The following is a 26,382-nucleotide window of genomic DNA, read 5'->3' on the forward strand; positions in this document are numbered from 1 at the left end:
TCCCGACGGGCGATCCGCATGAGCTTCATTGCGGAGTATACGCTCTCGAATCCGATCCTGCTGGAGACCCGGCAAGCGGCACCCGGGGTCACCGTCGAAGTCGAAGACGAGCAGCCGGCGCTGCAAAACGACTCGCGGCTGACTCTCTGGGCACGTGGCCAGGAGAGCGAACTCGATCGATTCTTCCGAGCACTTCCATACGACCCGACCATTACGGATTTCGAGACGCTCGCGACGCTGACCGACCGACGGCTCTTTCGGATCTCGCTCTCGTCGGCGGGCGAGCGTGGCCTGACGTATACCGACGCGATCGAACTCGGGATCACGTTTCTCGAGATCAAAGCGGCGGGGACGACGATGGAATACCGCGCACAGATCCCAAACCGTGAGGCGCTCTCGAGCTATCGTGAGCAGTGTGACGAGGCCGACCTCTCGTTTACGCTGCATCGCCTCTACCGAACCGATGCGGAAGCGTCGGCCAAATACGGCCTCACCGCTCGCCAGCGTGACGTGTTATATCGCGCGCTGGAACGTGGCTACTTCGAGGTGCCGCGTGAGACGTCGGCAGAAGAGTTGGCCGAGGAGTTCGAAATCTCGAGCCAGGCGCTCTCGGCGCTCATTCGGCGCGGCCAGAAGGCGCTCGTCCGGAGCACGATCGCGAACGACATCAGTACTTAAACCATTGGTCACTCAACCCCGGAAGTCACCAATTAATAGCAATTCATACTGGATACCGATGGCGACGAGACAAAACCGATCGATGCACGTAGATGCCGATGTCTGTCAGGACTCTCTCACCTACACCGCGGCTGACGACGAGTCGCTGAGCGACGCGGTCATCGCGGCGTTACGGGAGGCTGCGGGGGTGACGACCGATTCGGATGCAGGTGTTACCATGGAGACCGTCGGCGTCCTCACACCGCTTTTCGAGACGATCGATCCCGATGCGCTCAATGCCCTGTTCAGTCCGACCCACAGCGGTGACACACGAACCGGGTCCGTGACGTTCACCCACGACGGCTACGACGTGACCGTAACCGCCGACGGCGAGATCACCGTCTCGAGCCAGTAGCCCTTTCTCGGACGCGGCTGTATCCAGCCGATCGTTTCGGCTTGTGTCTCTGCGACTTCGGTCGCTTCCGCGTTGGCCTCCGTTTCGAGCGCCTGTTCACGAGACGATCCCGTCTCAGAACCGTTTTACTCCTCCCGAAAAGAGACACCGCCGATGGAGTTCGCCACGTTCGCCGACCGCGCCGGGACGATCGACGCCGAAGCCGCCGACCTCGAGATCGTCGCCCGCGTTCGGGACCTGCTCGCCGCCGCCGGCGACGACGCTTGCGAGGGGGCCAAGCCGGAGACCCTCGAGCTCGTCGCCCGCTTCGCCCAGGGGCGGGTGTTTCCGGCCTGGGACTCGACGACGCTGGATATCGGACCGAGTGCGTGTTACGAGGCGATCGCCCGCGCCGCGGGGACGAACGTCAGCGCTGACGACATCGAGGACCGACTCGCCGACGTCGGTGAGATCGGTGACGTCGCGGCAAGCTATGACTTCGGTGGCCAGCAGGGACTGAGTGCGTTCACCGGCGGCGGCACTGACGATAGCAGTGACGATCTCACCGTCCGCGAGGTCTACGAGACGCTCGTGGACCTCGCCCACGCTGAGGGCTCGGGGAGTCAGGACCGCAAGGTTGACCTGCTCTTTGGACTCTTCAATCGCTGCTCGAGCGAGGAGGCGCGCTATCTCGCCCGCATCGTCCTCTCGGAGATGCGCATCGGCGTCGGCGAGGGGACCGTCCGCGACGCCATCGCCGGGGCGTTCGACGTGCCCGAGGATCGGGTCGAACGCGCGCTGCAAGTGTCGAACGACTACGGACGGGTTGCTCGAATCGCCCGCGACGAGGGGCTCGAGGGACTGGACGCGATGGAACTCGAGATCGGCCGGCCCGTGCAGGCGATGCTCGCACAGGCGGGAACGGTCACCGACGCACTCGAGGAGTGGGACGAGGCGGGCGTCGAGTGGAAGTACGACGGGGCTCGGATTCAATTACACTACGTCCCTGGCGACGCCGAGACGACCGCGGAGACGCGCGTCTTCTCGCGAAACATGGAAGAGGTCACCGACGCCTTACCGGAAGTCGTCGAGTTCGCCGACGACACGCTCGAGGAACCCGTGATCCTCGACGGTGAGGTCGTCGCGATCGACGAGGACGGCGCACCGCTGCCGTTTCAGGAGGTCCTCAAGCGGTTCCGCCGTAAACACGACGTCGCGAAGGCCCGCGAGGACGTCACGGTGCGGCCGGTCTTCTTCGATTGCCTGCACGCTGACGGCGAGGACTTGCTCGCGGAGCCCCTGACGACGCGACACGATCGACTCCGATCGGTGTTGGGTGGGGCCGACGCTGCGGACCACACTGACGGCGACGGCACCACCGCCGACGCAGACGTCGAGGGGCTCTCTCTGCTTTGGTTGACCGACGATCCGGACGAGATCGAGTCGATCGACGCCGACGCGCTCGAGGCGGGCCACGAGGGCATCATGCTCAAGAACCCGGCGTCGACGTACTCGCCGGGCCGCCGCGGCAAACACTGGCGCAAGCGCAAGCCGGACGTCGAGACGCTCGATTGCGTCGTCACTGGTGCGGAGTGGGGAGAGGGGCGGCGTGCGACCTTCCTCGGGACCTTCGAACTCGCTGTTCGTGCGGGTGACGACTTGGAGACGGTCGGCAAGGTCGCGACCGGCATCACCGACGAAAAACTCGCGGAGCTGACGGAGTTGCTCGAGCCCCACATCGCCACCGAAGACGGCCAGGACGTCGATATCGAGCCCGCGATCGTCTTCGAGGTCGGCTACGAGGAGATCCAGACCTCGCCGACGTACTCGTCAGGCTATGCGCTACGATTCCCGCGGTTCCTGAGCGTTCGACCCGACAAGGACCCGGCCGATGCGGACTCGCTCGAGCGCTTGGCGCGCCTCCACGGCCAGTAAGCGTCTGAAGCACCACGGTTTTGTGTCCTGGGCACAATATTAGGGTGATGAGCAGCATCCGCCCAGCCGAACTCGACGCACGCCTCGAGTCGGGAGACGAGCCGTTTATCGTCGATATTCGCCCGCGATCGGCGTATCAATCGAACGCGATCGAAGGCAGTCACAACGTGCCGGTCTATCAGGAGCTGCGGCAAGGCGACGACGCCGCACTGTACGATCGACTCGATGAACTCCCCGCTGACGAGGACATGGTCGTGGTGTGTAAGCAGGGCATGGTCGCCAAACGGGCGACCAGCCTGCTCGCCGATGAAGGGTACGACGCGGCGACGCTTCTGGGAGGCATGAGTGGGTGGACAGGGTATCAGAACGGCTCACTGGGATACAAGATCCGGTCGTTGCTGTGGAAACTCACGTGAGAACTGCGTTACAGTGACACCACAGGTTGCCGTGCCTACGACTGACTGGCTGTAACACAGCATGCCACGTCAGCGTGGACAGTCACGTTCGAATGACTGACCATATGTGAGCATCCTTAAGAGCCACGGGAAACTGGAGTCGCGTATGCAACCGCGCGACCTGTCCGATCACGTCGCATACGAGGCGGGTCGAGGCATCGAGGAGGTCGCCCGCGAACTCGGGCGTGACCCCTCGGAGTTCATCAAACTCGCCTCGAACGAGAACCCACACGGGCCCTCGCCGGCCGCTGCCGTGGCCATCCGGGAGACGGCCTCGAACGTGAGTTCCTACCCCAAAGCCGCCCACGCCGATCTGACGACCGCCATCGCCGGCCGCTGGAACGTCGCCGACGAACAAGTTTGGCTGGCAAACGGCGGCGACGGCGCGATCGATTATCTCCACCGAGCGACCCTCGAGCCTGGCGACGATATCCTCGTCCCCAGACCCGGCTTCGCTTACTACGGGATGAGCTCCCGGTTCCACCACGGCGACGTCCGCGAGTACGAACTCTCGCGGGCCGACGACTTCAGACAGGACGCCGATGTCGTCCTCGAGGCCTACGACGGCGAGCGCGTGATCTGGCTGACGAGCCCGCACAATCCGACCGGTTCGACGATGCCACTCGCAGAGATCGAACGCCTCGCCGACGAAACCGACGAGGAGACGCTGATCGTCGTCGACGAGGCCTACGGCGAGTTCGCCGACCGGGAGAGTGCGACCGCGCTGATCGAAGGCTGGGATGAATTCGACGCACGCGACGACGTGGCAGTCCTGCGGACGTTCTCGAAAGCGTACGGGCTGGCTGGCGTCCGACTCGGCTACGCCGTCGTGCCTGACGAGTGGGCCGACGCCTATACTCGGGTGAACACTCCCTTCGCGGCGAGCGAACTCGCCTGTCGGGCCGGTCTCGCCGCCATCGAGGACGAGGAACACGTCGTCCGCACCGTCGAGACGACCCGTGAGTCTCGCGCATACATGCAGGATACCATCGATGCTCACGTCTGGGAAAGCGAGGGCAACTTCGTCCTCGTCGATGTCGGCGACGCCTCGGCCGTCGCCACCGAGATGCAAGAGCGGGGCGTCATCGTTCGGGACTGCTCGAGTTTCGGCCTCCCGGCGTGTATCCGGATCACCTGTGGCACCGAAGACGAGACCGAACGCGCGGTCGCGACGCTCAACGACGTGCTCGAAGACCTCGACGTAGCCGACGACCCAGATGCGGAGGTGGCCGATCCGTGAGGGTCGCTGTCACTGGCACCCCCGGCACCGGCAAGACGACCGCAACGGAACTGCTCGAGGCGCGGCTGGCCGACTCGACCACCGACGGCGAGGGCGAGTCGACGCCGGACCTCGAGATAATCCACCTCAACCAGGTGCTCGAGGACGAAGCACTCTACACCGAGGTCGACGCGGATCGTGAGAGCAAGATCGCTGACCTCGAGGCGCTCGCGGCGTGGCTCGACGGCCGCGACGACGTCGTGATCGAATCGCATCTCGCACATCACTTCGACGCCGACCGGGTCGTCGTGCTCCGGTGCCACCCCGAAACGCTCGAGAGGCGGCTGCGCGAACGCGGCGAGACCGATGCAAAGGCGGCGGAAAACGCCGAAAGCGAGGCGCTTGACGTGATCCTCTCGGAGGCCGTCGAGGAACACGGCCTCGAGTCGGTTTACGAGATCGACACGACGGATCGCGACCCCGACGCAGTCGCGGACGAACTCGTGGCGGTCGCGGCGGGCGAGCGCGAGCCAAGCGCCGGCGAGGTCGACTTTATGGACTATCTGACATGACGCTCGACAAGTTCCGTCCGTACGTCTCGGGTGCCCTCGACCCGTTCGTGAAGGGGTTCGACCGCGTTGGAATGACGCCCAACGGCGTGAGCGTGCTCGCGTTCGGGATGGCGATGCTCGCTGCTGGGGCGTTCGCACTCGGCGGCCTCGAGGATCCGATCTGGTACGCCGTCGCGGCGGTGCTCGTCTTTCTCAACGGGTGGCTCGACATCGTCGACGGCGCGCTCGCGCGCGAACAAGAGGTCGCCTCGGCCGGCGGCGACCTGTTAGATCACGTCCTCGACCGCTATGCGGACATCGTCGTCATCGCCGGGCTGGCCGCGGGCCTCGAGAACTACCTGCTCGGCTTCGCTGCCGTGACCGGCGTCGTGATGACCTCCTATCTGGGCACGCAGGCCCAGGCCGTCGGGCTCGATCGGGTCTATGGCGGCCTCGTGGGTCGTGCGGATCGGCTGGCGATCATCGGGCTCGTCGGCTTTCTGGCCTATCCGCTCTCGGGACCGGTCATCGGCGACGTGACGCTCGTCGGCCTGCTGTTGGTCTTCCTCGCGGTGGTCGGCCACCTGACCGCGCTCCAGCGCTTTTACTACGCCTGGGTTGCCCTCGAGTAAGCGGGTGTTTGCGGCCGTTACCTGGATTTCCGGCGGTCTGAAACGACGCCGTATCCTTTATCCCTCGGCGCGATATAGAACTGGGTATGGTTCAGTGCGAGATGTGTGGGGCCGAGACGTCGTCCCCGAAGACGATCAAAGTCGAGGGTGCGAAGCTAGACGTGTGTTCGAACTGCACGGACTTCGGCACTGAAGTCAAACAGACCTCGAGTTCGAGCACGTCGACCAAGTACTCGACCGACTCGAGTTCGTCCGCATCGAGCGGGAGTGGGCAGTCGACGACGAGTACGAGTACGTCGAATTCCGGCGGCTCGAGCCAGCGTCGCTCGGACATGTTCGACGACATGGACGAGCTCGCGACCGATTACGACGATCGCGTCCGCAACGCCCGCGAGAGCAAGGGACTGAGCCAGTCCGAACTGGCGAACGAACTCAACGAGAAAGCAAGCCTCATCCGCAAGATCGAACGCGGTGACACCCTCCCGAGCGACCGCGTCCAGTCCAAACTCGAGAACTTCCTCGAGATCAACCTGAGCGCGCAGGGAAGTTCCGCTGAGGATTCGGAGTGGTCCGGCGGCTCTTCGACGGGCAGCTATACCCTCGGCGACGTCGTCAAGCGCAAAGACTGACGTGTGACGCGGGGCGTGTCCGCAGGGTCCGCGTCGCCGACTCGCAAGCTATTTCTTCCGTGCGGGTGCGGTTGCCGATATGTTCGTCCTAGTCAACCTGAAGACCTATCCGTGTGATCCGGTAGCAGTGGCGGAAGCCGTCCGCGACGTCAATGAAACCACCGACGCCCGGCTGGCCGTCGCGCCACCGGCGACCCACATCGAGCGCGTCGCCGAGACGGGCGCGGAGACGTGGGCCCAGCACGTCGATCCGATCGAGCACGGCAGCAACACCGGTCACACCCTCGCCGAGCACGCCGCCGACGCGGGAGCGGTCGGCACGCTGATTAACCACTCCGAGCGGCGACTGAAACTGGCCGACATCGACGGTGCCGTTCAGGCAGCCGAGCGAGCCGACCTCGAGACGGTCGTCTGTGCGAACAACCCGGCCCAGATCGGCGCAGCTGCAGCGCTCGGCCCGGACGCCGTCGCCGTCGAACCCCCCGAACTTATCGGGACCGGAACGCCGGTCAGCCAGGCCGATCCCGACGTCGTCGAGGACGCCGTCGACGCCGCGGCGAGCGTCGACGCCGATGTCTCGGTTCTCTGTGGAGCGGGCATCAGTACGGGCGACGATGTCGTCGCCGCGGGGGACCTCGGTTCCGAAGGGGTGTTGCTCGCAAGCGGCGTCGCGAAAGCCGACGACCCGAAAGCGGCGCTCGAGGATCTCGTCGCGCCGTTGTGAATTGGGTCGCGAGCGAGAGACGATAAAACAGCGTCGCCGACCGACTTTTCTCTCTGCCCGTCGAATGACACGTATGACCGACGACCGGGCCACCGCCGAGCGCGATTCGGTAACCGGAGAGCGTCCCGTCGCCGTGACGCTCGAGAATCGCCTGATGAGCCACGGCATCTACCTGACCTCGTTCGCGTGGAAAGACGAGGGCGACTCGCCCGCCGAGGACGGAGCCGGGATCGAACTCGAGTACGAAGTCGTCGCCGAGACGCCCAGGATTACACGCAACGAGGTCGGCGCAGTGCTGCGGACGCTGCTGACGATCGGTGACGAACGCTCGTGGACGCCGGGCCGGCTGGAGGTGACGTCGCTGACGACCGACGGAGATGTCCGCGGCTGGTGGTACGTCGAACGCGAGTGGTTCGAGCACCTCGAGTCGGGGCTTTCCCAACTCGAATTTTCCCAACGCGTTCTCTCGACGATCAAAAATTACCGACCGAAACACGACAGTAGTTAAATTCGAGTCTGACGTAGGTTAATAATGGTTCGGACACCTGCTTCTCGTAGACAGTTCCATGACCGACGAACAGGTGTACGTCTCTCACGCGCCAGGTGATCTCTCGCTCGTCCAGGACCTGTTTTCGACGGTCAAGAACTTCCCCTTCGGCGTCCACATCGCGCTCGAGGAACTCGAATCCGTCGGCGATCGGAAGCGACTCGAGGGCCGCGTCGCCAACAGCGACATCGTGGTCGCAGTGCTGACCGAGGACATGACCGAGACCACGTGGATCGATCAGGAGATCGGGTACGCGGTCGCCAAGGGAATTCCCGTGGTACCGCTGCGTGAGGAGGGGGTGAGCCGTCGCGGCTACGTCGGTGACATCGAGGACGTGACGATCGATCGGTCGGACCTCACGGTGAGATCTTCAACCTGCTCTCCCGGCTGCGAAGCGAACTTGCACCGCTTGGGGCGCTGTCGGTTCCGAACTGGTACATTCGGTTCCCGTGTACGGTCCCGGACTGTGGCCATCCGGTCACGCTCGAGCTCGAACAGGGACAGACCAAGCTCTGGAAACTCTATACGCACGGCAAACATCTGACAGCGTCGTGTTCCGGTTGCGGCTCGACGTACTGTTTCAATCCGGCGACGATCGGTTTCAGGGGTCGTAAAGAGTGATCACTCGTCGTCGCGGAGCCGCTCGTAGGCCTCCGTGACGAGCTGAAACGCGGCTCTGCTGCCGCTTTTGCGATCGGGATGGGCGCGTTTGATCTGGTCGTGATAGACGGCTCGGAGTTCGTCGTCGGTCACGTCCGGCGCCACCCCGAGGATCTCGCGTGCTCTGGTCTTTCGCATGTCGACAGCTGCAACGATGCCGCGGTCCTCGGCAGTAGCCTTGCACTCGACACACAGCCGCTCGGTGCGCTCGTCGACCGTCGTCACGCGGAACGGTTCCTCGGCGAGCTGGTCGTGACATTGCGTACAGCGGTATCGATCCGTGTCAGCCGGCTCGGAATCGGTCGCCGGACCGGCATCGGTGGCACCGCCCGCATCGGGGGCCGACGCATCGTCACAGGTCGCCGTCGGGGCCTCGGTGGCACACGATGGACAACAGGTCAAGACGGTGCCGTCGTCGAGGACTACGGTCTCGAGATCGGCCACGGGGAACGTGCCGGTACAGCCGTCACAGGTATCCCGGCGCTGATCGAGCGAGCCGCCCTTCCGTGCGGCTGCTCTGGCGTGAGGCTCACAGTCAGGGCAGCAGGCGACCCGCTGGCCGTCCGGCATCGTCACTGTCGTCAGGTTCTCGAGCGTGACTGTTCGGCCACAGCCATCGCAGCCGACTCGGTCATCGCCGACCACAGCTATCACGACGGCGATTCGGTGGCGGCCAATATTAGTTCTTCTGCAGAGAGTCTCGAACCCGATCACGTTGTGACGGTAGTCAGCCGTGATTCGGCTGTCGTAATACGATATTACTGCGTCGCCGCGTTGGACAGTCCGACAGCCACGCCTGAACGACGCTGCTAACAAAGTAGTTCCCCGTCGACTGTCCATCCGTGCGAGGGTGACCTCGCACGAAGACGCGCTGTCCGGTGGGCGGCACTCGGCGACCGATGCTCGCCGAGGTCCACCACTCCTGTCAGGTCGTTTTCCCCCACTCCGAACCGGGAGACCAATAGGGCCGCGGTGCGGACGCTTTCGTATGGATACGGCAGTTCAGACCGGGTCCCGAGAGAACACGCTCGACCGGAAGCAGGTCGTCATCGGCGTCGTCGACCTCGTTGTGATCGTTGGGCTGGTCCTCCTCGGAAATATCGAACACGGTGGGAACCCGATCGCCGAACCGCTTGCATCGCTCACGACGGCCATCCCGTTCGTGATCGGGTGGCTCGCTGTTGCAGCCCTCGCGGGCGTTTACACACGCCCCGGCGGGATCGACGACATCCGACTGACGGCCGTTTCGTGGATCGCGGCAGCAAACGTCGGACTCATGATCCGTGGCTCACCGCTGTTCGAGGGTGGGACGACCTGGCCGTTCCCGATCGTCATCACGGGCACCGTCCTCGTCGCCTTGCTCGGCTGGCGGCTGGGCTACGCCCTGTTCGTATCACGAACCCGGTAAGTCTCACGAGCCTTGAGCGATCTCGAGTTCGCGGCCGCTCATCGAATTCTCCACTATCCGACGTGGATCAGCAGATCTCGTATTTTCTCGGGTATGAACGGTACGTACGGGCAATCGAGATTCCTTTAGTATTTTATACGAAATCGGCACTCGCCAACATGGCTGTTTTCTAACCATCCGAAACCATTTCATAAGTTATAGGGATAAAACTTGGTGGATACAGATCATAGATACATCCACCATTGGCAGATTATGGGAAACACTTATATGGCTATTTCCCATAGTATACGTTAGATTATGACTGGATACTACGACATTGTTCTTGGCCTCATCCCAGTCGCACTGCTCGGAATTACTGCAGCCCTGACCGTCGTCGGCATCTCGCTGACGGCGGCGGTTCCGATCGGCGCGCTCGTTTCGATGTCGATCATCGGACACGCGATGTTCATCAACACGCCGACAGACGTTTCCGACGAGGCCAACTCTGCGCGTCCGCCGCTCAACGCGGACTAACTCCAGTCACGGTTTCTTCTCCCGTCATCTGCGGCCGGGTGCTTTTCCCGATTCGTCGCCTCTGATTGCGTATGACCGACACTCTGTTTCTGACCAGCGCCGACGTTACCGACCTTGCGACGCCGGCCGAGTACGTCGATGCCGTCCGCGAGGGATATCGCCAGCGTGGTACGGGTGCACCGGCACAGCCGCGGTCGAAACTCCTCCGGAGCGATCCCGAGGGTATGTTCACCAGCTATGCCGCTGTTCTCCCCGAGATGGGTGTGATGGGGGGCTACATGTACAGCGCCGGCTTCAGTGCTGGCGACGCCTGGTTTATGACGCCGCTGTTCGACGCCGACAGCGGCGCGCCGCTTGCCTTGCTCGACGGTGCGAGCATGAACCCGTTCAAGACCGGCGCGGCCGGTGCCGTCGCAGTCGACGAACTCGCCCGCACGGACGCTAAAACCCTCGCCGTTATCGGCACCGGCGCGCAAGCCCGGGGCCAACTGCGTGCGACCACGACAGTCCGGACGTTCGACGAGATCCGTGTCTACTCGCCGACCCCCGAGAACCGAGAGGCGTTCGCCGCCGAATTCGACGAGTCCCTCGAGGCATCGATCCGCGCGGTCGACTCGAGTGCAGCCGCCGTCGCCGGGGCGGACGTCGTGATCACGGCAACGACCGCCAGTGAACCAGTTTTCGACGGTGACGACCTCGAGCCCGGCACGCACGTCACCGCGATGGGCCAGTACTCGCCGGACAAGCGCGAACTAGATACGACGACCATCGAGCGGGCGACGTACGTCCCCGACCTCCGCGAGCGAACGACGCTCGATGCCGGGTCGTTCATCCACGCGCTCGAGGAGGGAGCCATCACGGAGGACCATGTCCACGCGGAACTGGGCGAGGTCGTCGCCGGGAAGGCACCCGGACGGATGAGCGACGACGAGATTACGGTCTTCGACAGCGGCGGGACCGGCATCGAAACGGTCGCTGCGGCGTCGCTGCTCTACGATCGCGCACTCGAGGCCGGCCGCGGTACCAAAATCGAGTTCGCGCCGGCGAGCGAGGCGTTGACTGGAGCGTAGAGACTCCAGGGCCACGTTCGTGTCCCCGACGCGGGTTTCAAGCGTCTCGCCGGCGTACTGTGGATATGTCTCGTGCGGCCGAACTCGTGTCCGTGCTCGAGGCGACCGACTCGCTGGCGATCGTCTGTCACGACAATCCGGATCCGGACTGTCTCGCCGGTGCGCTCGCACTCGAGACGATTGCCTACGATCACGACGTCGCGGACGTGACGATCGCCTACGGCGGGGAGATTTCCCACCAACAAAACCGTGCGTTCGTCAACCTGCTGGATATCAACCTCCAGACGCTCGCGAAGACCTGCCTCGAGGAGTACGACTGTTTGAGTTTCGTCGATCACAGCACACCGGGTGCGAACACTGAAGTCCCGACGAGTGTCGTCCCGGACATCGTCATCGATCACCATCCCGGCGAGCCGGCTGGCGCAACGTTCGTCGACGTGCGAACCGAGTACGGCGCGACGGCGACGATCTTCGTCGAGTATCTCTGCGAGCTCGAGGTCGACCCCACCGAGCGTCTCGCGTCGGCGCTGCTCTTTGCACTCCACCGCGAGCGTCTCGACTTCGTCCGGGAGCCGACGCGGCGCGAGTACGAGGCCGCACTGGCGATCTACTCCGACGCGGACCTCGAGACCCTCGAACAACTGTACGGCAGCACGTTCTCGCCGGGGACCCTCGATGCGATCGGACAGGCGATCACCAGCCGGGAACGACGCGGCTCGGCGCTCGTCGCGAGCGTGGGTATGACCGGCGAAACCGACGCGCTGCCGCAGGCAGCTGACTACCTGCTCAACCTCGAGGGCGTGGACACGGTGCTCGTCTACGGCGTCGTCAACGATGCGATCCGCCTGAGCGGCCGCTCGATCGATCCACGGGTCAACTTGGGGAAGACACTCCAAGACGGCTTCAACGAACTGGGATCGGTCGGCGGCCATCACGACATGGCCGGCGGCCGGATCGAACTCGGACTGTTCGCCGACGAGGGCGACGACACCGACGAGCTCCTCGCGTTCATCGGGGAGCGACTCACTCGACGGTTTTTCGATTCATTACATCTCGACGAATGAGACGGGCGGCCAAACAGGGACGCCCGACAGTGTGAACGCGGACTGCTACTCGATGTCGATCGAGTGTGCCTCCTCGCTGGGCTCGCGCTTTGGGAGTCGGACCGTCAGGATGCCGTTGTTGACGCTGGCCTGCACCGCGTCCTCGTCGACCGGTTCCGGCAACCGAATCTGCCGGCTGAACGACTGTGCCTTCCGCTCACGCCGGAGATAGGTCTCGTCCTCGCCACCGACCTCCTCGGTTCGCTCTCGTGTACCCGAGATCGCCAACGTCTCCCCGGTGAGTCGCAACTCGATGTCGTCGCTTTCGTAGCCGGGGACGTCGACAGTGACGACGAATTCGTCGTCCTCGTCCGCGAGGTCGAGTTGCATCTCCGAGCCGCTCGTCGAGAGGTCGAGTCGACTCCGGGTGTCCAGTTGGCTTTCCCACGACTTGGTGGCCGTCTCTATCTGGCGATTCAATCGGTCGAGCAGTTCCTCGATGCCGTCGAACGGGCGGGGTCGATCTGCCATGGTCTCACCTGCCAATGTAGGCGGCCGAGCGCGAAAAAGGCCACCCTCTCCAGTGACGACGGTCGGCAGTACCGATAGATTAGCGCACTGACTTGCGGCAGAACCGACGGGTGGGCTGGTCGTTTTCAGGCTGCCCGGCGTAGCACTGCCTATGACGGATGCACTGTTTGTCGTCAGCGAGGAAGGTTACTGGGGCGAAGAATGCGTCGAGCCCCTCGAGACGCTCTCGGATGCGGGCGTCGAGATTACGGTCGCGACACCCTCGGGCAGTCCACCGGTGATCGACGAGCGCTCGACTGACCCCGATCAGGTCGGCGAGGAGACTGCCGAACACGTCCGAGAGGTCCACGAGACCGACGCGCGACTGAACGATCCGATTTCGGTCACGCAGGCCAACGCCGAGGGATACGACGCCGTTTTCTTCCCCGGTGGCCACGGCACCGAGTGGGATATCAACCAGGACAAACACGCCCGCGAACTCCTCCGCGACATCATCGAGGGTGACGGCAAGGCGCTGGTCGTCTGCCACGCCGTCGGCATGCTCGCGTTCGCCCGTGACAGCCACGGCGCATTCATCGTCAACGGCCGTGACGTGACCGGCTTCCCCAACGAGTGGGAGGAGGGCATCGTCGACGAAGCCGACCGCATGCCCGACGGCCGCAAACTACCCTACTGGGTCGAAGACGAGGTGAAAACGGCCGGCGGCAACTGGGACGCCGAACTCGACCAAGAGACCAGCGTCACCGTCGACGGCGATCTCATCACCGGCCGCGGCCCCGGCTCCTCGCACGCAGCCGCCAAAACCTTGCTCGAGGAACTGGACGTCGAACTCGAGGCCTGAGGGCGAGCGAGGACGGACAGATCGGTCGGCGGCGTCTTACCGCGAATCAGTCCCTTTTTACACGCCGACGGGGAAGCACTGGCTATGAGCTTCGAGAAAGACGATCAAGTAGTCCTCAACGACGAGCACAGCGAGTTCGACGGCGAGACCGGTACCGTGACCCAGACGATGGAGTCGATGTTCGGCGACGTCACCTATACCGTCAGCTTCGAGGACGGGCAGGAAACCGGTGTGCCCGAGGACGACCTCGAGGCAGCCGACGAAGACGACGAAGACGACGAATAATCTCGATCGCGGACGACCGCGCTCGCTCGAGCCCCGTTCCCTGACCACATCGGAATTCGACCTGCAGATGCCACAGATCCCGCTTCACTACGTCGATTTACGGACGTTCTGCTACGCCACCGAGGACGAAAAACGCGTCGAGGAAGCCCTGCGCACCTTCCTCCCCGACCGCGACGACGAACCGTTCGAGATCGAGCGCGTCGAAAGTGAGGGCCACTACGGCGACCGCATTCTCGTGCTCTCGGCCCGCGTCGAAAACGCCGACGACGTTCGGCACGTCCTCTCGCGGTTGGCCGACCTCGAGTCGTTCGACGACCTGATCGACGAACTCGACGAGCGGGTCACCGAGAACACCGAGCTGTTCCTTCGACTCGACAAACAGGCCGCCTTCGAGGGTGACGTTCGGCTGGGCGACGGCATCACCTTCCGTGGCAAGGTCGAGGCCTACCCCGCGAAAAAAGAGAAGGCGGTCGAAAACGCCGAAGAAGTCCTCGAGCGGCTGCGCGACGAGCACTGATCGGTTCGTTACTGGTTGCCGATATCAACTCCTTCTGATACGGTCTGCTGTCCCGAGTGACCGGCACACCCGCAGGACAGGTCGCGGGTGCGCCGGCACCCACTGACAGGAGTCCGTATGACGAGTTACGTCGATAGCGGTCGGTGTTCGTTCTTCGTGCGGATTGCCGTTCGGTACTGGCGCTGGCTCACAGACCGGTTGCGTGTGCCTCTCAGCCACCGCCGACAATGGACGAAGGGCTTTTGACTGGCCAGTCAGTAAGTTTGGATAGATCCGTTCTGAATGTCCGACGAAACCATCGACGACCTCATGGAGGCGACATATTGTGCCCTCTGTAAACACGGGTACGCGGAGCTGACGATGCAAGACATCGCCGCGGAGTCGGCCAAGAGCAAGGGCACTCTCCACTATCACTTCGATAGCAAACAGGACCTCCTCGAGTCATTTCTCGAGTTTCTGCTGGACCGGTTCGAGGAGCGAACCGAGACCGTGCCCGGCGAGACGCCGGCCGAGCGGCTCCACGAGTTCACCGACGAACTACTGACGCCGTCGGACGACTCCGCCGAGGAGTTCCGGACGGCGATCCTCGAGATCAAAGCGCAGTCGCCGTACAACGAGGCCTACCGGGAGCGATTGCGCGAGTTCGACCGCGCACTCCGAGAGCGCATCGCGACGCTCGTCGCCGACGGGCTCGAGGCGGGTGAGTTCCGTGACGACGTCGAGCCGGAGGCGACGGCCGACTTCCTCGTCACGCTGTTTCACGGCGCACAGACGCGCGCGACTGCGGTCGATCGGCCGCCCGAACGAACGCGTCAGTACGTCCACGAGTATATCGACGAAACCCTGCGGCCGGCGGCAGCGAGTGGGGGTGACGCTTCACCACCGACCGACGGGACCGGAGACGGGGAGGCAAACGGATGAGCCTCCTGGATCGTCTCTCGGGGCTGTTCAAGGGCCGCGACGAGTTCGATCTGACTTCCGGCGACATCGCGGGGCCGCTGTTCTACCTGTCGCTGCCGATCATCGTGACGAACCTGCTGCAGACCGCCTACAACCTCATCGACACGTTCTGGCTGGGCCAGTACAGCACCGAGGCGCTCGCAGCGATTAGCTTCGCGTTTCCGATGGTCTTTCTGCTGATTTCGGTTGGAATGGGACTATCAGTCGCCGGGAGCGTCCTCGTCGCACAGTACACCGGTGCGGATGAGGAGTCGAAAGCGGAGTACGCCGCCTCCCAGACGGTGGCGGTGTCACTGCTCGGTGCGATGATTCTCGGGCTCGTCGGCTACGGCTTCGTCAGTGAACTGCTCGGTCTGCTGGGCGCATCGGACGACGTATTGTGGCTTGCGACCGACTACATGCAGGTCATCTCGCTCGGGCTGCCGTTTATGTTCGGTTTCTTCGTCTTCATCGCACTAATGCGGGGCTACGGGGACACGATCACACCGATGTTGGTCATGTTCGGCTCGGTGCTGCTCAACGTCATCCTCGACCCCTTCCTGATCTTCGGCTGGGGGCCGTTCCCCAGACTCGGAATCGAGGGGGCAGCGATCGCGACGGTCTTCTCCCGTTCCCTCGCGCTCGTCGTCGGGCTCGCGATCATGTTTCAGGGTTCGAGAGGTGTTCGGATCCGGGTCGGACAGATGCGGCCGGATCTCTCCTTCACGAAGAAACTCGTCAGCATCGGGTTCCCGGCGTCGATCGAGGGGATGGGCCGTGCACTCTCGATCAACCTACTGCTGGTGATCGTCGGGCTGTTCCCCACCTACGTCGTCGCAGCCTACGGGATCGGAACGCGCGTGTTCTCGGTCATCTTCCTCCCAGCGATCGCGGTCGCTCGTGGCGTCGAGACGATGACCGGCCAGAACGTCGGGGCGGACAAACCGGAGCGCGCAGAGGCTGCCGCAAACTTCGCCGCCCGCACCATGTTCGTTATCCTCGGCGTACTCGGCGTCGTGGCCTGGCTCGCCGCGGAACCGATCACGGCCGCCTTTACCGACGACCAGCAGGTCATCGAGGTCGGCGTGACGTTCCTCCGGTATGTCGCGCCGTCGTTCGGGTTCATCGGCGTGATGCGTGCGTACAACGGCAGCTTCCGTGGGACCGGCAAGACGCTGACCGCGGCGGCGATCGTCCTCGTGACGTACGCGCTGATCCGACTGCCGACCGCATACGGCCTTTCACAGGTGATCGACTACCGCGGGATCTGGATCGCCTTTGCGATCTCGAACGTCGTCGGTGCCGCGCTCACCTACGGCTGGTATCGCAGAGGAACTTGGCGTAACGTCGACGTAACTGAGAGCCCTGCGGGGCCGACGCTGGGCGACGAAATCGAGACCGGAACCGAACTCGAGACCAGTACCAACGACTGAGACGGGCTGCTGTCCCAATGTCCCGGTCGGACCGCCGGGTCGCGGGCCCGCCGGCACTGACTGACAGAAGTCCGTATGAAGCGGGCCGTCGTCTCGAGTTTCGAGAGTCCAGTTTCTGCCCGGTTCAGTAAAGTACCTGTGTGTCGTTTGGCTCGACCGAGTCGAGCGTCGATGGAACATCCACCAGCCACAGCCACCCCGGAGGTGTAGCGAATGGTCGAGACGGTCAGCATCGACCTACTGAGCCTGCTGCTCGTTCTCACCGTCGCGTGGGTGTTCGGGGCACTCGCCGAGCGCGTCGGCTATCCGACGATGATGGGCGAGCTATTCGCCGGCATCGCGTTCGGCCCCGCGTTGCTCGGCGTATTACACCCCTCGGAGCTACTCTCGGTGCTGTCCGAACTCGGCGTGTTCCTCCTGATGATCTACGTCGGCATGGAGGTCGACCTCCGCGAACTGTTCGAACTCGGGCCACAGGCGCTGTTGATCGCCTTCGGGGCCTTCGTCATCCCGTTCGGCATGGGCTATGCGGCCGGCGTCTGGCTCGGGGTCTCCGTCGGCGCGGCGCTGTTTCTCGGCCTCGCGATGGCCGCTACCTCGCTGGCCACGAAATCGCGCATTCTCGCGGATCTCGACCTGCTCGAGACGCGGATCGCGAACGTATTACTCGGCGGGGCGCTCGCCTCCGACGTTGGCGTCCTCATCGTGTACGCGGGCGTCGATAGCTACGTGACCGCCGGTGGGCTCGACCCGACTGAGATCGGTGTGATCCTCCTCAAAGCGCTTGGCTTCTTCGTAGTCACGCTCGTGATCGGCTATCGCTTCCTGCCACTCGCGTGGCGATATATCGAAACTCAGCGCGAGCGATACGGCTTCGTCAATCGGACGACCGCGTTCACGTTCGCCCTGCTGGTTTCGCTGCTGTTCGCCCAGCTCGCGACGCTTGCGGACCTGCACATGATCATCGGCGGGTTCATCGCGGGCATGTTCCTCCGGCAGGCCGATGTCGAGCCCAGCCTCTACGAGCACATCCACGTGGTCATCTACGATCTCGCGATGGGGCTGTTCGCACCGGTCTTTTTCGTCACGATCGGCTTCCAGATCACGTTCGACGTGTTCGCTGACAGCTTTGGCGTGCTCGTCGTGCTCGTTGGCATCGCGTTTCTCGGCAAAATCGTCGGCTCCTGGCTGTTTGCGCTCCCAACGTCGCTGACATCCCGCGAGGGACTGGTCGTCGGCTTCGGGATGAACGGGCGCGGCACCGTCGAGATCATCATTGCGGGCGTCGCCTATCAGGCCGGCGTGATCGACCAGTCGCTGTTCTCGATCCTCGTCTTCATCGCCGTCTTTACGACTGCGCTCGTCCCCGTCACCGTCACCTGGGGGGTGCGCCTGCTCGAGAACGCCGACGAACTCGTCTACGTCGATTCGATGGCACCATCCGAAGATTGATCCGGGCACCCACCTCGACGACGCTCGAGCGGGGCGTTTTTGCCGCCCGCCCCAGCAGATAGGGGTATGCAAGTCTCCGTCGTGGGTGACGAGCCGGTCCGCGAAGCCGTCGTCACCGCGCTTGATGATGTCGACGTCGGCGTCCGCGATGCCAATGCCAGCGAGGTTGCCGACGCTCGCTTTGCAGTCGTCAGCGACGTCGCCGGCTCGGCGACGTTCGACCGGGCGAACGAAGCCGCACTCGAGGGTGGCACACCCTGGATCGCCGTCGAGATCGGCGGGGTCGGCAACCATCCGCTCCCAGACGTTGACGCGGCTATCTCGGGCTTTGCGCCCGCCACCGCCTGTTTCGACTGCCTGCGCGCACGCGTTGCGTCGAACGTCGAGGATCGCGCCGCGAAGCCACAGGCCGACCGCGCCGCCGCACGACTCGCCGGTGCGATTGCCGGCCGGGAGTGCGTGCGCGTCCTCTCCGGTGACGAGGAGTCGATCATCGGGCAGGTACGCGAAGTCCCACACGCTCGCCGGCAGATACTGCCCGTCCCGGGCTGTACGTGTGCCGAAGGCGAGCGGGAGCGCACGCTCGAGCGCGACGCCGAGACGCTCCCCCTCGAGACTGCGGTCGAACACGCCGAGGGAGCGATCGACGACCGCGTTGGCCCGATCTCGAGCATCGCCGAAGTCGAGTCCTTCCCGGCGCCCTACTACCTCTCCACGGTCGCAGACACGACCGCCTACAGCGACGCGAGTGCGCCCCGGCAGGCCGCCGGCGTCGCCGACGACTGGAACGCGGCGCTGATGAAAGCCGTCGGCGAAGGGCTCGAGCGCTACTGTGCCGGCGTCTATCTCGAGGCGGACTTCGTCCACGCAAGCGAAGACGATCTCGAAAACACGGTCGCGCCGACGGTACTCGTCCGACCCGAGGACGCGCCGGCCTACGACTCGAGCGACGAACACTGCTGGGTCCCCGGCGAGAACCTCGCAACGGGCGAGGAGACCCACCTACCCGCCGCGGCAGTCCAGTTCCCCCAGCCCGGCGAGGCGCTGGTCCCGGCGATCACGACCGGGCTGGGGCTTGGCTCCTCGACGGTCGACGCGCTGGTCTCCGGGCTGACGGAAGTGATCGAGCGCGATGCGACCATGCTCGCGTGGTACTCGACGTTCGAGCCGCTCGGCCTGTCGGTCGACACGGACGCGTTCCACACGCTCGAGCGCCGCGCCCGAAGCGAGGGACTGTCGGTGACGCCGCTGCTCGTCACACAGGATATCGACGTGCCCGTCGTCGCCGTGGCCGTCCACCGCGAGCCGGACGCGATCGCCGGTGACGAGCCGATCTCGGCCAACGACGACGCGTGGCCGGCGTTCGCTGTCGGCTCGGCGGCCGGCCTCGACGCCGAAGCAGCCGCGACGTCGGCGCTCGAGGAAGCCATCCAAAACTGGATGGAGCTGCGCAGTCTCGGCCCCGACGAGGTCGACGACGCCGGTGGCGCGATCGGCGAATACGCCGCGTTCCCAGAGCGCGCACGGGACTTCGTCGATGTCGGTCGGACGGTGCCCGCGGCGAGCGTCGGGCCCGATCCGGTCCCGACCGGCGCAGATCGACTCGAGGCGCTGTGCTCGCGGGTGCGCGACGCCGACCTGACGCCCTCCGCCGCACGGCTGACGACTCGAGACGTCGAGGCGCTCGGCTTCGAGGCCGTCCGGGTCGTCGTCCCCGGTGCCCAGCCGCTGTTTACCGACAGGCCGTTCTTCGGGGAGCGTGCGCGGACGGTGCCCGCGGAGCTGGGCTTCGAATCGCGTCTCGAGCGGGCGTTCCATCCGTATCCCTGATCGTCTCGTCGAGACACGAGCGGTACAGTTGCATGGGCGCACAAGAAGTCGCCGACGAGCCCACCCGTCAGTCGGACGCGTTGGCGGTAGACTCGGAGGGACCCGTTTCGGCGTCGCCCGGGGCTGATTCGGTCGCGTTCGTTCCGGGCTCGGTCTCCTCGTCTTTGGACTCGAGTTCGAGGAGGAGGTCGTCGTCAGTGATCCGTATGACCACGGTGCTCGTGTTCTGCGTGATCGTCGCCCGTTTGGTGAGCTGTCGGTCGCGTTGCTCCCGGTCGATCTTGGTTACACGAAAGCGTTGCTCGGTCGCCTCGAGATGCGGTGCCGTCGCCCGCTGGCCGGCCGTGACCGTGAAGCTCTCGTCGTACGTCTGACGGTCCGTTTCGCGCTCGAAGGCCTCGAGTGTGACGTCGTAGGGCCGTTCGGCCTCGCTGTAGATTTCGACCGGGACAACCCCCTGGAAACTGCCCGTGTAGTGTTCCTGTAGCGCCTCGACACAGCCCGAGAGCCCGATAGTGGCGGTCACGCCCGCGGTTCGAAGTACCGTCCGACGGTTCACGTCAACCGTTCAGGAGTGGACGACTGTAGGCGTTACTCTTCTGACCGCCCAAATACATCACTTTGTTAACTTGTTCGAGCCGGACCCTTTTCACGGGGGATCGAGTGATTCAACGTATGGCTACAGCAGACAGTTCGACCGACCGAATCGACACGACACTCTTTCTCACAGTCTCCGGTCCACCGGGCTGTGGGGCGACCACGCTGTGTGAACGCCTCGCCGACGCGATGGGCTGTCCCTACGTCTCCGGTGGCGACATCTTCCGCGAACTCGCCGAAGATCGCGACATGAGCTTGAACCAGCTCACCGCGAAAGCCGACGAGGACGAAGAGATCGACCGCGCGTTAGACCAGCGCCTCCAGCAGATCGCCGAGAAATGGGGGACGGCAAACAAACCCTTCATCCTCGAGTCGCGGCTGGCGGGCTGGCTGGCCGGTGATCGCGCTGACCTTCGGATCTGGTTGGACGCGCCTGAAGACGTCCGACTCGAGCGCATCGCCGACCGTATCGAAACCGAAGCGGAAATGCGTGTCCGCGAGGTCAGCGAAGCCGGACGCTACGAATCGTACTACGAGATCGACATCGATGACCGGTCGTTCTACGACCTCGAGATCAACACTGCCCGCTGGAGCAAACAGGGCGTGTTCTCGATCGTCCGAGCCGCGATCGAAGAATACGACCCCGAACTGGACGAGGGGGCGTTTCGAACCCCATCGATAGACATCTAGCTGACCGCAACTCGTTTCGTCGGGTGTCATACTGTCGGACAACAGTTTACGAGCACCCGATCACGCTCGACGCATTCGCTGCCCACGACGGCGGCTCGAGTGCGGTCGCTGTGTGATCTGTGTTGGCTGGTACGGACTACTGCCAGTCAGTGCCAGCGCAGCCGCCACCTGTCCTGCGGTCCCACCGGGACATCGGTACAGCAGACCGTATGACAGTATCAGTTACCGTCTGTGCATCTGCGACCGTCGTACGGTTCCACCGGAACACAGCACGGTGGACACGCAGCGAGCGTCTATCCGTGGCGGACATCTTCTCACTGACCGCCGAATGATTAAAATATGTGTTTGTGGTCCGCTGTGAGGTGTAGGAACATGGCAATTACCACCAATACTAGACGAGCCGCCCATCACGATGTCCCCGCCTCCGGGCGCTTTCGATCGAGGTGGCAGCGACCCACGTGGCAGAGACTCACGAGCACCTCGGAACGCGACGGACGGAGGTCTGTATGTCACGAAACGCGTTGATGTCTGGAATCGCCCTCCTCGCGGTAGGAGCGCTCGTCGCTGCGAGTCTCGGAGCCTATCGCGTGTTCTCGTACGTCGCGGGGGTGCTCATCCTTGCCGTCGTCGCCTCCGCGTCGATCGAACACGACGGCTCGGCACTCGAGCCCTACACCGGCCTCGTCGCCGGGCTTACCGTGCTGTTCCTCGGCGGATTGACGGGGATCTGGCTGCTGTGGAGCCCGGACGTGACGAGCTACACCTACGTGCTCGGTGTACCGAGGCCGACGCTCGTCTACTTCGCGTTCCTGTGGCTCGCCCCTGCGTTCGCGGCGATCTACTACTCGGTGATGGTTTTCGACCGGATCGGCAGCGATGCGGTCGTCGACGAGATCATCAGCGAGGCACGGGATCGACAGCAACGAGCGGACCTCCCGCTCGAACCGCGGCGAATCGAGCGAGCAACGAGCGCGGACCGGCCCGACCGGACACCCGACGTGGAGGGGAACGATGATTGAACGCACGTCGCTCCTGCCTACCCCGCTGCAGTCGGGTGGCATTCCGGTCGCCGACGATCCGATCATCCTTGCCTTCGGGGCGGCGTACCTACTGATCGTCGTCCTGATCGGGGCGTGGGGCTACATGCGAACACAGACGACCGGCGACTTCCTCATCACCGGCAAGAGCATCGGAACGTGGGTCCTCGCGATGACCGCCTTTTCGGTCATCCAGTCCGGGTTCGGCTTCGTCGGCGGCCCCGAACTCGTCTACGCGTTCGGGACGACGTCGCTCTGGATCTTCTTTACCGCACCGTTCGGATTCCTGCTGACCTGGGTCGTCCTCGCCAAACGGCTGCGCCTGCTCGCGGACATCCGGAACGTCCTCACGCTGGCCGATGGGATGTACGTCCGCTACGAAAGCGACTGGGTCCGCGGGCTCACCGGACTTGCCGTCATCGTCGGGGTGATCGCCTATCTGGCGACGAACCTCGCGGCGTTGCAGTTCGTCATGCGCGCGATCTTCGGCATCCCGGTCATCTGGGGGCTGCTTGGCGGTGCCCTCATCCTGCTGCTCTACAGCATGCTCGGCGGCATGATTGCGGGCGTCTGGACCGACTTCTTGCAGGCGCTGACGATGATCACCGGCGCAGTATTCGTCTTCGCGTACGCGATGTCCGTCGGCGGCGGCATGGGAACGATCTCGAGAAACCTCGCGACCGCCGATCCGGCCCTCGTCTCGCCGTTTGGCGCGATGGGCGAGGCGACGACGGCCGTCCTCGTCGGCATCGCATGGTGGATCCTCTTTTCGGTCGGTGCTGCCGGCCAGCCCCACCTGATCACGAAGTTCTACATGAGCCGTAATCTCGAGATCCTGAAGTGGGGCGCGCCGATCGCCGCCCTCTCGTATGCCGTCTCGAGCCTGATCGCCTTCTCGGCAGGGCTATCGATGCGCTCGATGGTCGAAGCCGGCGAGATCGCGGAGACATTCAGCGCGAGCGAGGTCGGCCCCGTCTTCGTCCTCGAGTACACGCCGAGTATCGTCGCTGGCCTCATCCTCGCAGCGCTGCTCGCGGCGATCATGTCGACGAGCGACTCGTTTCTCAACATCGGTGCGGCGGCCGTCTCGAGGGACATTCCACGAGCGCTTGGCCAACCGATCGAGGACGACAAGACGGAGCTTCGGGTCACGCAGGCTGCGCTGGCCGGGCTGACGATCCTCTCGACCGGCGTCGTCTACTACTCCGAGACGCTGGTCGGCATCCTTGGGACGATCGGCTGGGGCTTCTTCGCTGCGGCGTTCGTCCCGATCGCCGTCTTCGGCATGAACTGGAAGGGCGCGACGAAGTGGGGTGCGATCGCTTCGATCGTCGGTGGCCTCACCGTCAACATCCTCTACAGCGCCATCCCGATGGCCGCAGACGTCGCGGGCTACGGCGGGCTCGCAAGCGGCATCATGGCGTTCTATCCGTTCCCCGACGCGTTCCCGGTTGGCACCGTCGCACTCCTCGTCGCCGTCGTGTTATTTATCGGTGTCTCGCTTGCGACCCAGGAGTGGGAGGAACTGCCGACCGATCTCCACCCGCTGCTCGAGCACTGACCACAAATGCCCGACCACACAGTCCCCCAGCCGGCGGTCGAACACGCCGGTGATGACCCAATGACGACCGAGACCATCATCGCGCGGCTCACCCACTGGTTTCGCCAGCGACCGAACTCGATCGAGTTCTGGGAACTGATCCTGACCGACGAGCGACTGATCCTCTGTTTCGTCGGCGAATCCTACCGCTCGCTGCTCTTGCGGGCCGATATGGGCGAACGCGATCGGGCCACGATCGCGGATCTCCCGCCCGACGACATCGAAACGTTCGACGAACGGAATGTCACCGTCCCGCTCGAGGCCGTAGAGAAACTCCATCTCGTCACTGGGACGCGACTGCGCCGGGCACGGCTCGTCGTCAGCTGGCAAGTTGGAAACGACGTCGAGTCCGACGAGTGGACGCTGTATCAGTCGCGAACGGCGGACCCGCAACGCGAACTCGTGACCGAGTTAGAATCGGATCCGCGACTCGAAGACGTGGACATCGCCGTCGAGACGCCACGATTCCCTCGTCTGTAGTCCGGGCCAGCCCAGGCACTGACTCCGGCCCAACCGTTTATTTGAGGCTTCGTGGTATGGCGCGGTATGTCGTGGTATGTCACTTTCGATGAAGATTCGTACGACGCGGCTCGCGAGTCGTTCGAGTGGGACGTCCCAGCAGGGTTCAACGCGGCGACCGATCTAGTGGCGAAACACCCCGACGGCGATCGACCGGCGCTCTTCCAGGCATACCCGGACGGCCGCCGCGAGACGTACACGTTCGACGACCTCGATCGGCGATCGAACGCCGTCGCCAACACTCTCGAGTCGATGGGTGTCGATCAGGGAGATCGAGTCGCGATCGCCGTCCCACAGAAACCGGCGAACGTCCTCACCCACCTCGCGTGCTGGAAGCGCGGGGCAGTGTCGCTCCCGTTGTCGGTGCTGTTCGGTGACGACGCGCTTCGCTACCGCCTGCAGGACAGCGAGGCGCGGGTCGCCGTCGTCGACGCCGCTCAGTGGGAGACGATCCGTGCCGTCGCACCCGACTGTCCTGCCTTAGAACACGTCCTCGTAGTCGACGGTGACCCGGAGACAGCACAGATCAGTGAAACGACCGTCCGGACATTCGAGACGGCGGTCGAGGGGCGCTCGAGCGAGTACGAGGTCGTCGCGACGGACGCCGAAACGCCGGCGATCGTCATGTATACGAGCGGCAGCACCGGTGATCCGAAAGGTGTTCTCCACACTCACGACCTCTGGGTCGGCCACTGTCCAGCGTTTTCGATGTACTTCGAACGGGACGTCCGCGGCGACTCGGTCTACTGGACGCCGGCCGACTGGGCGTGGATCGGTGCGCTGGGCGACCTCGTCTTCCCCGCGTGGCACTACGGCCGGCCGGTCGTCGGCTACCCGATGGGCTCGTTCGACCCCGAAACCGCCTTCGAGATCGCCGCGGAGTTCGACGTGACGAACGCTTTCATTCCGCCGACGGCAATCCGGATGCTCATGGAGGTCGACGAACCCACCGAACGGTACGACCTGTCGCTCGAGGCGATCTGTTCGGGCGGCGAACCGCTGACGAACGAGATCCTCGAGTGGGCGGACGCGGAACTCGCGGGGACCGTGATCAACGAACTGTACGGCCAGACGGAGGCGAACCTGCTGGTCACGAACTGTCGCGACTGGTTCCCCGCGAAGCCGGGGAGCATGGGGAAACCGGTTCCCGGTCACGACGTCGCGGTTATCGATCCGGACAGCGGCGAGCCCGTCGACCCCGGCGAGGTCGGCGAGATCGCGGTCCGGCGCGGCGACGATCCCGTGATCTTCGAGGAGTACTGGAACGCCCCCGAGAAGACGGCCGCGGTGACGCTCGAGGAGTGGCATCGGACGGGCGACCTCGCAGAACGCGACGAGGACGGCTCCCTCTGGTTCGTCTCGCGGGACGACGACTTGATCATCACGAGCGGCTATCGCGTCGCTCCGCGCGAAGTCGAGGAAGCGATCCTCGAGCACGACGCCGTCGAGCAAGTCGGCGTCGTCGGTGTCCCCGACGAGACCCGCGGCGAGATCATCAAGGCAGTCGTCCAGCCGGCCACAGGAGAGACGGGCTCGGACGAGTTACGGACGGAAATCCAGACGCTCGTTCGAGAGCGGCTAGCAGAATACGAGTATCCGCGCGAGATCGAGTTCGTCGACGAGTTGCCAACGACCACGACCGGGAAGATTCGCCGGACGGAGTTAGTGTAAGCC

At 64.2% G+C, this 26,382-nt stretch carries 29 protein-coding genes and 1 pseudogene; 27 read left to right on the plus strand and 3 right to left on the minus strand.

All coding sequences use genetic code 11. The annotated features are described in order from the left end of the window. The first annotated feature begins 18 nt into the window (after positions 1 to 18). The 11 genes and pseudogenes from E2L06_RS09045 (at position 19) to E2L06_RS09095 (ending at position 8,364) form a co-directional block, all read left to right on the plus strand. Positions 19 to 678, plus strand: a complete 660-nt coding sequence (locus E2L06_RS09045) for a helix-turn-helix domain-containing protein (RefSeq protein WP_138780678.1) — start codon at positions 19 to 21, stop codon at positions 676 to 678. Between the two features lie 82 nt (positions 679 to 760). Beyond that, on the plus strand, positions 761 to 1,072 hold the full coding sequence (locus E2L06_RS09050; protein WP_249361397.1) for a HalOD1 output domain-containing protein: 312 nt from the start codon (positions 761 to 763) through the stop codon (positions 1,070 to 1,072). Positions 1,073 to 1,225: 153 nt separating this feature from the next. Beyond that, a complete protein-coding gene (gene ligA / locus E2L06_RS09055; RefSeq protein ID WP_138780682.1) occupies positions 1,226 to 2,986 on the plus strand; it encodes an ATP-dependent DNA ligase LigA in 1,761 nt (586 codons plus the stop codon). Positions 2,987 to 3,033: 47 nt separating this feature from the next. Next, positions 3,034 to 3,402: a rhodanese-like domain-containing protein gene (locus E2L06_RS09060; RefSeq protein ID WP_138780684.1), complete on the plus strand. Its 369-nt coding sequence runs from the start codon at positions 3,034 to 3,036 to the stop codon at positions 3,400 to 3,402. 145 nt (positions 3,403 to 3,547) lie between these two features. Next, on the plus strand, positions 3,548 to 4,681 hold the full coding sequence (gene hisC / locus E2L06_RS09065; protein WP_138780686.1) for a histidinol-phosphate transaminase: 1,134 nt from the start codon (positions 3,548 to 3,550) through the stop codon (positions 4,679 to 4,681). Further along, positions 4,678 to 5,232 (plus strand): adenylate kinase family protein, encoded by a 555-nt coding sequence (locus E2L06_RS09070; RefSeq protein ID WP_138780688.1) that lies wholly within the window; start codon positions 4,678 to 4,680, stop codon positions 5,230 to 5,232. Before hisC ends, E2L06_RS09070 begins: the two co-directional genes overlap by 4 nt. Then, positions 5,229 to 5,843, plus strand: coding sequence for a CDP-alcohol phosphatidyltransferase family protein (locus E2L06_RS09075; protein WP_138780690.1), 615 nt, complete (start codon positions 5,229 to 5,231; stop codon positions 5,841 to 5,843). Before E2L06_RS09070 ends, E2L06_RS09075 begins: the two co-directional genes overlap by 4 nt. An 86-nt stretch (positions 5,844 to 5,929) precedes the next feature. Further along, complete coding sequence (locus E2L06_RS09080; protein WP_138780692.1) at positions 5,930 to 6,472, plus strand: multiprotein bridging factor aMBF1; 543 nt, start codon at positions 5,930 to 5,932, stop codon at positions 6,470 to 6,472. Positions 6,473 to 6,551: 79 nt separating this feature from the next. Further along, a complete protein-coding gene (gene tpiA, locus E2L06_RS09085) occupies positions 6,552 to 7,196 on the plus strand; it encodes a triose-phosphate isomerase (protein WP_138780695.1) in 645 nt (214 codons plus the stop codon). Between the two features lie 73 nt (positions 7,197 to 7,269). Then, positions 7,270 to 7,704: a hypothetical protein gene (locus tag E2L06_RS09090; RefSeq protein WP_138780697.1), complete on the plus strand. Its 435-nt coding sequence runs from the start codon at positions 7,270 to 7,272 to the stop codon at positions 7,702 to 7,704. Between the two features lie 58 nt (positions 7,705 to 7,762). Beyond that, positions 7,763 to 8,364, plus strand: a pseudogene (locus E2L06_RS09095) (toll/interleukin-1 receptor domain-containing protein). On the opposite strand, the gene E2L06_RS09100 reads toward E2L06_RS09095, so the two are convergent. Next, positions 8,365 to 9,054: a J domain-containing protein gene (locus E2L06_RS09100; protein WP_138782525.1), complete on the minus strand. Its 690-nt coding sequence runs from the start codon at positions 9,052 to 9,054 to the stop codon at positions 8,365 to 8,367. It abuts the pseudogene before it with no gap. Positions 9,055 to 9,391: 337 nt separating this feature from the next. Between E2L06_RS09100 and E2L06_RS09105 the strand changes: the two genes are divergently transcribed. The 4 genes from E2L06_RS09105 to E2L06_RS09120 all read left to right on the plus strand — a co-directional run bounded on the left by E2L06_RS09105 (position 9,392) and on the right by E2L06_RS09120 (position 12,458). After that, entirely contained in the window at positions 9,392 to 9,811 is a 420-nt protein-coding gene (locus E2L06_RS09105; protein WP_138780699.1) for a DUF3054 domain-containing protein, read from the plus strand. 297 nt (positions 9,812 to 10,108) lie between these two features. Beyond that, positions 10,109 to 10,324, plus strand: a complete 216-nt coding sequence (locus E2L06_RS09110) for a hypothetical protein (protein WP_138780701.1) — start codon at positions 10,109 to 10,111, stop codon at positions 10,322 to 10,324. Positions 10,325 to 10,395: 71 nt separating this feature from the next. Further along, on the plus strand, positions 10,396 to 11,394 hold the full coding sequence (locus E2L06_RS09115) for an ornithine cyclodeaminase family protein (protein WP_138780703.1): 999 nt from the start codon (positions 10,396 to 10,398) through the stop codon (positions 11,392 to 11,394). Positions 11,395 to 11,459: 65 nt separating this feature from the next. Beyond that, complete coding sequence (locus tag E2L06_RS09120; RefSeq protein WP_138780705.1) at positions 11,460 to 12,458, plus strand: bifunctional oligoribonuclease/PAP phosphatase NrnA; 999 nt, start codon at positions 11,460 to 11,462, stop codon at positions 12,456 to 12,458. Between the two features lie 45 nt (positions 12,459 to 12,503). Here E2L06_RS09120 and E2L06_RS09125 read toward each other — a convergent pair whose 3' ends face one another. Then, complete coding sequence (locus tag E2L06_RS09125; protein ID WP_138780707.1) at positions 12,504 to 12,968, minus strand: Hsp20/alpha crystallin family protein; 465 nt, start codon at positions 12,966 to 12,968, stop codon at positions 12,504 to 12,506. A gap of 151 nt (positions 12,969 to 13,119) precedes the next feature. Between E2L06_RS09125 and E2L06_RS09130 the strand changes: the two genes are divergently transcribed. The 7 genes from E2L06_RS09130 to E2L06_RS09160 all read left to right on the plus strand — a co-directional run bounded on the left by E2L06_RS09130 (position 13,120) and on the right by E2L06_RS09160 (position 20,265). Beyond that, entirely contained in the window at positions 13,120 to 13,809 is a 690-nt protein-coding gene (locus E2L06_RS09130; protein ID WP_138780710.1) for a type 1 glutamine amidotransferase domain-containing protein, read from the plus strand. 84 nt (positions 13,810 to 13,893) lie between these two features. Beyond that, on the plus strand, positions 13,894 to 14,094 hold the full coding sequence (locus E2L06_RS09135; RefSeq protein WP_138780712.1) for a DUF1918 domain-containing protein: 201 nt from the start codon (positions 13,894 to 13,896) through the stop codon (positions 14,092 to 14,094). Positions 14,095 to 14,161: 67 nt separating this feature from the next. Further along, positions 14,162 to 14,611 carry an RNA-binding protein gene (locus E2L06_RS09140; RefSeq protein WP_138780714.1) on the plus strand — a complete coding sequence of 150 codons (450 nt, stop codon included), beginning with the start codon at positions 14,162 to 14,164 and terminating at the stop codon, positions 14,609 to 14,611. 282 nt (positions 14,612 to 14,893) lie between these two features. After that, on the plus strand, positions 14,894 to 15,532 hold the full coding sequence (locus E2L06_RS09145; protein WP_138780716.1) for a TetR/AcrR family transcriptional regulator: 639 nt from the start codon (positions 14,894 to 14,896) through the stop codon (positions 15,530 to 15,532). Further along, on the plus strand, positions 15,529 to 16,983 hold the full coding sequence (locus tag E2L06_RS09150) for an MATE family efflux transporter (RefSeq protein ID WP_138780718.1): 1,455 nt from the start codon (positions 15,529 to 15,531) through the stop codon (positions 16,981 to 16,983). Before E2L06_RS09145 ends, E2L06_RS09150 begins: the two co-directional genes overlap by 4 nt. A 213-nt stretch (positions 16,984 to 17,196) precedes the next feature. Beyond that, positions 17,197 to 18,435, plus strand: a complete 1,239-nt coding sequence (locus E2L06_RS09155) for a cation:proton antiporter (protein ID WP_138780720.1) — start codon at positions 17,197 to 17,199, stop codon at positions 18,433 to 18,435. Positions 18,436 to 18,501: 66 nt separating this feature from the next. Further along, positions 18,502 to 20,265, plus strand: a complete 1,764-nt coding sequence (locus tag E2L06_RS09160; protein WP_138780722.1) for a YcaO-like family protein — start codon at positions 18,502 to 18,504, stop codon at positions 20,263 to 20,265. A gap of 67 nt (positions 20,266 to 20,332) precedes the next feature. On the opposite strand, the gene E2L06_RS09165 is transcribed toward E2L06_RS09160, so the two are convergent. Further along, positions 20,333 to 20,824: a hypothetical protein gene (locus E2L06_RS09165; RefSeq protein WP_249361399.1), complete on the minus strand. Its 492-nt coding sequence runs from the start codon at positions 20,822 to 20,824 to the stop codon at positions 20,333 to 20,335. A gap of 116 nt (positions 20,825 to 20,940) precedes the next feature. On the opposite strand from E2L06_RS09165, the gene cmk reads away from it, so the two are divergent. From cmk to E2L06_RS09190, 5 genes are all read left to right on the plus strand, one after another. Further along, the gene (gene cmk / locus E2L06_RS09170) at positions 20,941 to 21,552 is read left to right on the plus strand and encodes a (d)CMP kinase (RefSeq protein ID WP_138780724.1); all 612 of its coding nucleotides are present in this window, start codon (positions 20,941 to 20,943) and stop codon (positions 21,550 to 21,552) included. Between the two features lie 506 nt (positions 21,553 to 22,058). After that, positions 22,059 to 22,571, plus strand: coding sequence for a hypothetical protein (locus E2L06_RS09175; protein WP_138780726.1), 513 nt, complete (start codon positions 22,059 to 22,061; stop codon positions 22,569 to 22,571). Then, positions 22,564 to 24,150 (plus strand): sodium/proline symporter, encoded by a 1,587-nt coding sequence (locus E2L06_RS09180; RefSeq protein ID WP_138780728.1) that lies wholly within the window; start codon positions 22,564 to 22,566, stop codon positions 24,148 to 24,150. Before E2L06_RS09175 ends, E2L06_RS09180 begins: the two co-directional genes overlap by 8 nt. 6 nt (positions 24,151 to 24,156) lie before the next feature. Further along, positions 24,157 to 24,669, plus strand: a complete 513-nt coding sequence (locus E2L06_RS09185) for a hypothetical protein (protein ID WP_249361402.1) — start codon at positions 24,157 to 24,159, stop codon at positions 24,667 to 24,669. Between the two features lie 66 nt (positions 24,670 to 24,735). Beyond that, a complete protein-coding gene (locus tag E2L06_RS09190; RefSeq protein ID WP_138780730.1) occupies positions 24,736 to 26,379 on the plus strand; it encodes an acyl-CoA synthetase in 1,644 nt (547 codons plus the stop codon). The last annotated feature ends 3 nt before the right edge of the window (positions 26,380 to 26,382 follow it).

This window comes from Haloterrigena sp. H1 (genome assembly GCF_005938085.1).
GTDB lineage: Archaea > Halobacteriota > Halobacteria > Halobacteriales > Natrialbaceae > Natrinema.

Excerpts from the sequence above, each read along its gene's own strand:
- E2L06_RS09155 (WP_138780720.1), top strand. The coding sequence starts at position 17,197 with ATGGTCGAGACGGTCAGCATCGACCTACTGAGCCTGCTGCTCGTTCTC.
- tpiA (WP_138780695.1), top strand. The coding sequence starts at position 6,552 with ATGTTCGTCCTAGTCAACCTGAAGACCTATCCGTGTGATCCGGTAGCA.
- E2L06_RS09115 (WP_138780703.1), top strand. The coding sequence starts at position 10,396 with ATGACCGACACTCTGTTTCTGACCAGCGCCGACGTTACCGACCTTGCG.
- E2L06_RS09110 (WP_138780701.1), top strand. The coding sequence starts at position 10,109 with ATGACTGGATACTACGACATTGTTCTTGGCCTCATCCCAGTCGCACTG.
- E2L06_RS09190 (WP_138780730.1), top strand. The coding sequence starts at position 24,736 with ATGTCGTGGTATGTCACTTTCGATGAAGATTCGTACGACGCGGCTCGC.
- E2L06_RS09060 (WP_138780684.1), top strand. The coding sequence starts at position 3,034 with ATGAGCAGCATCCGCCCAGCCGAACTCGACGCACGCCTCGAGTCGGGA.
- E2L06_RS09140 (WP_138780714.1), top strand. The coding sequence starts at position 14,162 with ATGCCACAGATCCCGCTTCACTACGTCGATTTACGGACGTTCTGCTAC.
- E2L06_RS09135 (WP_138780712.1), top strand. The coding sequence starts at position 13,894 with ATGAGCTTCGAGAAAGACGATCAAGTAGTCCTCAACGACGAGCACAGC.
- E2L06_RS09075 (WP_138780690.1), top strand. The coding sequence starts at position 5,229 with ATGACGCTCGACAAGTTCCGTCCGTACGTCTCGGGTGCCCTCGACCCG.
- E2L06_RS09090 (WP_138780697.1), top strand. The coding sequence starts at position 7,270 with ATGACCGACGACCGGGCCACCGCCGAGCGCGATTCGGTAACCGGAGAG.
- E2L06_RS09180 (WP_138780728.1), top strand. The coding sequence starts at position 22,564 with ATGATTGAACGCACGTCGCTCCTGCCTACCCCGCTGCAGTCGGGTGGC.
- hisC (WP_138780686.1), top strand. The coding sequence starts at position 3,548 with ATGCAACCGCGCGACCTGTCCGATCACGTCGCATACGAGGCGGGTCGA.
- E2L06_RS09150 (WP_138780718.1), top strand. The coding sequence starts at position 15,529 with ATGAGCCTCCTGGATCGTCTCTCGGGGCTGTTCAAGGGCCGCGACGAG.
- E2L06_RS09130 (WP_138780710.1), top strand. The coding sequence starts at position 13,120 with ATGACGGATGCACTGTTTGTCGTCAGCGAGGAAGGTTACTGGGGCGAA.
- E2L06_RS09120 (WP_138780705.1), top strand. The coding sequence starts at position 11,460 with ATGTCTCGTGCGGCCGAACTCGTGTCCGTGCTCGAGGCGACCGACTCG.
- E2L06_RS09050 (WP_249361397.1), top strand. The coding sequence starts at position 761 with ATGCACGTAGATGCCGATGTCTGTCAGGACTCTCTCACCTACACCGCG.
- E2L06_RS09185 (WP_249361402.1), top strand. The coding sequence starts at position 24,157 with ATGCCCGACCACACAGTCCCCCAGCCGGCGGTCGAACACGCCGGTGAT.
- E2L06_RS09080 (WP_138780692.1), top strand. The coding sequence starts at position 5,930 with ATGGTTCAGTGCGAGATGTGTGGGGCCGAGACGTCGTCCCCGAAGACG.
- cmk (WP_138780724.1), top strand. The coding sequence starts at position 20,941 with ATGGCTACAGCAGACAGTTCGACCGACCGAATCGACACGACACTCTTT.
- E2L06_RS09105 (WP_138780699.1), top strand. The coding sequence starts at position 9,392 with ATGGATACGGCAGTTCAGACCGGGTCCCGAGAGAACACGCTCGACCGG.
- E2L06_RS09175 (WP_138780726.1), top strand. The coding sequence starts at position 22,059 with ATGTCACGAAACGCGTTGATGTCTGGAATCGCCCTCCTCGCGGTAGGA.
- E2L06_RS09145 (WP_138780716.1), top strand. The coding sequence starts at position 14,894 with ATGTCCGACGAAACCATCGACGACCTCATGGAGGCGACATATTGTGCC.
- ligA (WP_138780682.1), top strand. The coding sequence starts at position 1,226 with ATGGAGTTCGCCACGTTCGCCGACCGCGCCGGGACGATCGACGCCGAA.
- E2L06_RS09160 (WP_138780722.1), top strand. The coding sequence starts at position 18,502 with ATGCAAGTCTCCGTCGTGGGTGACGAGCCGGTCCGCGAAGCCGTCGTC.
- E2L06_RS09045 (WP_138780678.1), top strand. The coding sequence starts at position 19 with ATGAGCTTCATTGCGGAGTATACGCTCTCGAATCCGATCCTGCTGGAG.
- E2L06_RS09125 (WP_138780707.1), bottom strand. The coding sequence starts at position 12,968 with ATGGCAGATCGACCCCGCCCGTTCGACGGCATCGAGGAACTGCTCGAC.